This is a genomic window from Kitasatospora sp. NPDC096077, from assembly GCF_040303245.1.
Classification (GTDB): domain Bacteria; phylum Actinomycetota; class Actinomycetes; order Streptomycetales; family Streptomycetaceae; genus Kitasatospora.
Genome location: NZ_JBEOSV010000133.1, coordinates 1 through 5193, shown reverse-complemented (window position 1 = coordinate 5193; position 5193 = coordinate 1). Strand labels below are relative to the sequence as shown.

Here is a 5193-nt window from a genome sequence, read left to right as displayed (position 1 = left end):
CCCGACACCCCCGTCGTCACCCTCGACGCCCGCCGCCGCGACAGCGCCAAGAGCGCCCTCATCACCCTCGTCGAACACGCCCTCCTCGCCCGACTCCGCTGAAGCCGGAGACGGGTGCGCGACCCGGCGAGTGCGCGAGCACGGCGAGGCGCGAGTCACAGGAACCGTGAGGCCCCGGTGAGCCGTCACACTGACGGGTCGCCGGGGCGGCGGTGCTTTACCGGCCGGTGTCCTCCCGGGGCCGCGCGCAAGACCCGTGTATAAGCAGCGGATAACAGTTCGGTAGGCATTTTGTGATCAACAATGACGCAGAGTGGCGAATCAGCGTCACTCAGCGCCAGATGACCACGGTTTTGCTCCGTCATGTCGTTGATTGTCCGTATTGTTCCGCCGCGGGTGCCTTGCGACGGCTGTTTGTCCCCCATCCCTGCACGTGCTGAAATTCCAGCTACCCCTGAATATTTCCGCGCCGGTCCTCCGGCGACGGGCCAGGGCCCCGGGGGTAGCGCTGGATTGATCCATGGCCGGCAAGTCGGCCGAGAGGTAGTAGTCGAGTGAGGCGTAAGCAGCAACCCGCCCCGCAGCGGCGCTCCGAGCCCCGCCAGAGCGAGCCGAACGGCACCGCCGCGGAACAGGCCGGATTCTCCGCGTTCACTCCCACCGAGGAGCGCACCCAGGCCATCCCAGCCGCCAAGCCCCCGACGGTTCCCGGTGAACCGCGTCCGGGCGCCGGTGCGGCGGGCGACGGCGGCTCCAGCCGGTACGACTTCCTCCGTCCGCGCAACTGGCGCGTGCCGACCCGACTGATCGCGATCCTGCTGATCCCCGTGATCATCAGTCTCGTCTTCGGCGGTCTGCGAGTGAACACCTCGGTCGACGGCTACATCAAGGCCTCCCGCGCCGAGAAGACCGCCGAGCTGGCCAAGGCGGCGACCGAACTCGCCGAGGCGCTCGAGAACGAGCGCGACAAGACCCTGATACCCCTGCTCACCGGCCAGGACCCGAACAACGAGGTCACCAAGCGCCGCGCCGACACCGACGCGGCACTGAAGGCCTACGAGGCCGCCTACAACGCCTCCGACAAGTCCGGCGAGCTCCCGCGCCGCCACGAGGCCTTCGAGACCCTGGTGGTCAACCTCCCGCACCTGCGCCAGGTCGCGTTCAGCAAGGAGCTGTTCGCCAGCGCCACCACCAACGCCTACTCGGCGATGTACGCGCCGCTGCTGGCCTACGACAACTCGGTCGGCAACGGCTCCGCCAACGCCACCAGCAAGGGTCGCGCGATCTACGCGATGTCGCTGGCCAAGGCCGCCTCCTCGACCCAGCGCGCGCTGATGCTCAACCTGCTGGTCGGCATCTCGCAGAACGCCACCACGCGGTACGAGAACCAGGACATGACCCAGAGCATCCTGGTCTCGGAGAAGCTGGAACAGGTCTCGCTGTCCGAGTTCAACACCGGTGCCGACCCCGCGGACGCCCGGAAGTACGGTGACGCCCAGGTCGCCCTGGCCAACGCCCAGGACCGCTCGGCCTACAAGATGCCGAACGGCACCGCGCCCACCATGCAGACCCTGCTCGCGCTGGCCGGCAACTACGCCGAGGCCGCCGCCGCCGGGCAGCAGAAGGGCAAGGCCGCGGCCGACGCCGCCTACAACGAGGCCAAGGCCTCCGGTCTGACCCCGGACAACTGGAACCAGGCCGCCGGAACCCACATCCAGGCCCTGCGGAACACCGAAGTCGCGCTGCTGGACGACGTCCTCACCGACTCCCGCAACCTCAAGGACAACGCGCTCTACGACGCCATCCTCAACACGGTCATCGTCGTCGCCGCGCTGATCCTGGCCGGCCTGCTCACCGGCTACGTCGCCCGCTCGATGATCCTCGGCATGCGCACCCTGCGCAGCGCCGCCCTGGAGATCGCCGACCACCGCCTGCCGGACCTGGTCGAGAAGCTCTCCAAGACCGACCCCGACCGGGTCGACACCTCGGTGACCGCGATCCCGCTGCACGGCAAGGACGAGATCGGCGAAGTCGCCCGGGCCTTCGACCAGGTCCACCAGCAGGCCGTGGCGCTCGCCGCCGAGCAGGCCCTGCTGCGAGGGAACGTCAACGCGATCTTCACCAACCTCTCGCGCCGCAGCCAGGGCCTGATCCAGCGCCAGCTGGCGCTGATCACCGACCTGGAGAACAACGAGGCCGACCCGGACCAGCTGGAGAACCTCTTCAAGCTGGACCACCTCGCGACCCGCATGCGCCGCAACGGTGAGAACCTGCTCGTCCTCGCGGGCGAGGAGGCCGGCCGCCGCTGGAACACCCCGGTCCCGCTGGTCGACGTGCTGCGCGCCGCCGCCTCCGAGGTGGAGCAGTACGAGCGCGTCGAGCTGTCCGGCATCCCCGAGGTCGAGGTCGTCGGCGCCGCCGTGACCGACCTCGTCCACCTGCTCGCCGAGCTGCTGGAGAACGCCACCTCGTTCTCCAGCCCGCAGACCCGGGTGCTGGTCAACGCGACCCGCCTGCCGGACGGCCGGGTGCTGGTCGAGATCCACGACAAGGGCATCGGCCTCACCGCCGACGACTTCGCGGAGATCAACGAGAAGCTGGCCGAGCCGCCCACGGTCGACGCCACCATCTCCCGCCGCATGGGCCTCTTCGTGGTCGGCCGGCTGTCCCAGCGGCACGACATCCGCGTCCAGCTGCGCCCGTCCGGTGAGTCGGCCGGCACCACCTCGCTGGTCATGCTCCCGCCGTTCGTCACCAAGTCCGCGATCGCGCCGGAGCCGGAGGAGCAGTTCACCGTCTCCCGGATCTTCGCCGACCAGGAGCCGAGCTCTCCGTGGGCCCCGGACCAGAACGCCGGCCGCAGCGCCGCCGAACTGGGCTTCGACGACCACCTCACCGGCATCGGCAACGCCGGCTCCTCCGGCTTCAGCCCGGCCCTGGAGTCCGTCCAGCGCTCGCAGCGCCTCGACCAGGTCCGCCGCGCGGCCCTGGACGGCGCCCCGCACGAGCAGGTGCTGGACGCCGAGGTCGAGGAGGACTTCCAGCAGGGCTACGACCCGTACGCCCCGCAGCAGGGCTACCAGCAGGGCGAGTTCCAGCCGGACGGCTACCAGGACGAGCAGTACGGCTACGACCAGGGCGGCTACCAGCAGGACGAGTACGCCCAGGACGGCTACGGCCAGTACCCGCAGCAGGGCTACCGGCAGGACGGCTACGCCGACGACCAGTACGGCTACGACCAGGGCGGCTACCAGCAGGACGAGTACGCCCAGGACGGCTACGGCCACCGGGTCGAGGAGGCCCCCAGCGGCCACCCGTACACCCCGGAGCCGCCCGCTCTGCCCGCCGCCGAACCCGCCGCCACCCTGCCGTCCGGGCTGCCCCAGCGCCGCCCCGGCCAGCAGCTGGCGGGCGGCAACCTGGGTGCCGCCCCGGCCGGCGGCAACCCGTCCGGGGAGACCCCGAACTGGTTCGCCGGCGCCAAGGACACCTCGTCGTCCAACGAGACCCGCGGCCACGACGTGTCCGCACTGGGCGGATACGGCCCGACCGGCCCGACCGCCTCCCCCTGGCAGTCGCCGAACGACGGCGACTGGCAGCGCGCCGAGCAGCTGCGCGAGCCCTCGTCCGCCGGCACCACCGGGGCCGGTCTGCCCCGACGGGTGCCCAAGCAGAACCTGGTGCCCGGCAACGCCAAGCCCACCCCGCAGGAAGGGCCGCAGGTCTCCCGCAGCCCCGAGGAGGTCCGTGGCCGCCTCACCAACCTGCGCCGCGGTGTGGAGCAGGGCCGCAGCGCCGGCAACACCGGAAGCTTCCGGATCGACCCCGATCAGGTAGACCAGTCCGGCAACGGACAGAACCGGAGCACCGATCTCTTCGGCGGCTCGAACCACCAGGAGCGTTGAGTTGACTCAGATGAGCCAGGCCGCACAGAACCTGAACTGGCTGATCACCAATTTCGTGGACAACACCCCCGGGGTGTCCCACACCGTGGTGGTCTCCGCGGACGGCCTCCTGCTGTGCATGTCGGAAGGCTTCCCGCGCGACCGCGCCGACCAGCTCGCCGCCGTCGCCTCCGGCCTCACCTCCCTCACCTCCGGCGCCAGCCGGATCTTCGAAGGCGGCGAGGTCAACCAGACCGTCGTCGAGATGGAGCGCGGGTTCCTGTTCCTGATGGCCATCAGCGACGGCTCCGCCCTCGCCGTCCTCGCCTCCCCCGACTCCGACATCGGTCTGGTCGGGTACGAGATGGCCCTGCTCGTCGACCGGGCCGGCGCCGTCCTCACCCCCGCACTCCGCGCGGAACTCCAGGGCAGTCTCCTGCACTGACGGTTCGTCGGATACCGTCCAGGTATTCGAAGTACCTCCGCGTCCTTCCCGGGCCCGCTTCGGCGGGCTCGGGTTCGGACGTTGTACGGCCTTCGCACCACCGGCTCCGGACTCGTACCGAAGCTCGCACCGCACCGCCGCACCTTGTGAGGAGAGGAACCGTGACACCGCCCGACGACCGCAGCGGCCAGTACGGCGTTCCGTACCCTGGCACAGGCCATGACGCCTTCGGAGCACCCGGCGCCGGCCACGGTCAGCATTACGGTCGGCACCAGTACGGGCAGCAGCCCCAGCAGCACCCGTACCCCCGGCCCGAGGAGCAGTACGGCCAGTACGGCCAGTACCCCGGCCCACAGCCCGCCTTCGACACCCCGCCGCCCGGCTACCCGGCACCGCCCGGCCCGGCACCGGTGCCGGCCCCCGGCCGGCGGTCGACCCAGGAGCCCGGGCACGTCGAGGAGTTCGAGGACGAGCCGGACTCCGGCCCGCTGATCCGGCCGTTCGCCATGACCGGCGGTCGCACCCGGCCCCGCTACGAACTCGCGCTGGAGGCCCTGGTCTCCGCCGACGTCGACCCGCAGCGCCTGGCCACCCTCCTCCCGGAGCACCAGCGGATCTGCACGCTGTGCAGGGAGGTCAAGTCCGTCGCCGAGGTGTCGGCGCTGCTCTCCCTTCCCCTGGGTGTGGCCCGCATCCTCGTGGCCGACCTGGCCGAGGCCGGTCTGGTCGCCATCCACCAGCCCGCTTCCGGGGGCGAAACCGGAAACCAGCCCGACGTCACGCTGCTCGAAAGGGTCCTCAGTGGACTTCGCAAGCTCTAACGCGGCCGCCCCCACCCGCGCCACCACCTCCGCGAAGATCGTC

Annotated in this window: 3 protein-coding genes and 1 pseudogene; all 4 read left to right on the top strand. The window is 70.8% G+C overall.

All coding sequences use genetic code 11. From position 1 onward, the window contains the following. Positions 1-102: pseudogene (locus ABTZ03_RS43915) on the top strand (ATP-binding protein); the annotation flags it as partial. A gap of 452 nt (positions 103-554) precedes the next feature. Next, positions 555-3905 carry a sensor histidine kinase gene (locus tag ABTZ03_RS43910; RefSeq protein WP_350518892.1) on the top strand — a complete coding sequence of 1117 codons (3351 nt, stop codon included), beginning with the start codon at positions 555-557 and terminating at the stop codon, positions 3903-3905. A 10-nt stretch (positions 3906-3915) separates the two neighbouring features. Then, complete coding sequence (locus tag ABTZ03_RS43905; protein ID WP_097236138.1) at positions 3916-4329, top strand: roadblock/LC7 domain-containing protein; 414 nt, start codon at positions 3916-3918, stop codon at positions 4327-4329. Between the two features lie 161 nt (positions 4330-4490). Beyond that, positions 4491-5150, top strand: coding sequence for a DUF742 domain-containing protein (locus tag ABTZ03_RS43900; RefSeq protein ID WP_350518891.1), 660 nt, complete (start codon positions 4491-4493; stop codon positions 5148-5150). The last annotated feature ends 43 nt before the right edge of the window (positions 5151-5193 follow it).

What these genes read in the sequence shown, in the direction of transcription:
- ABTZ03_RS43905 (WP_097236138.1), top strand. Translation starts at nt 3,916, where the DNA reads ATGAGCCAGGCCGCACAGAACCTGAACTGGCTGATCACCAATTTCGTG.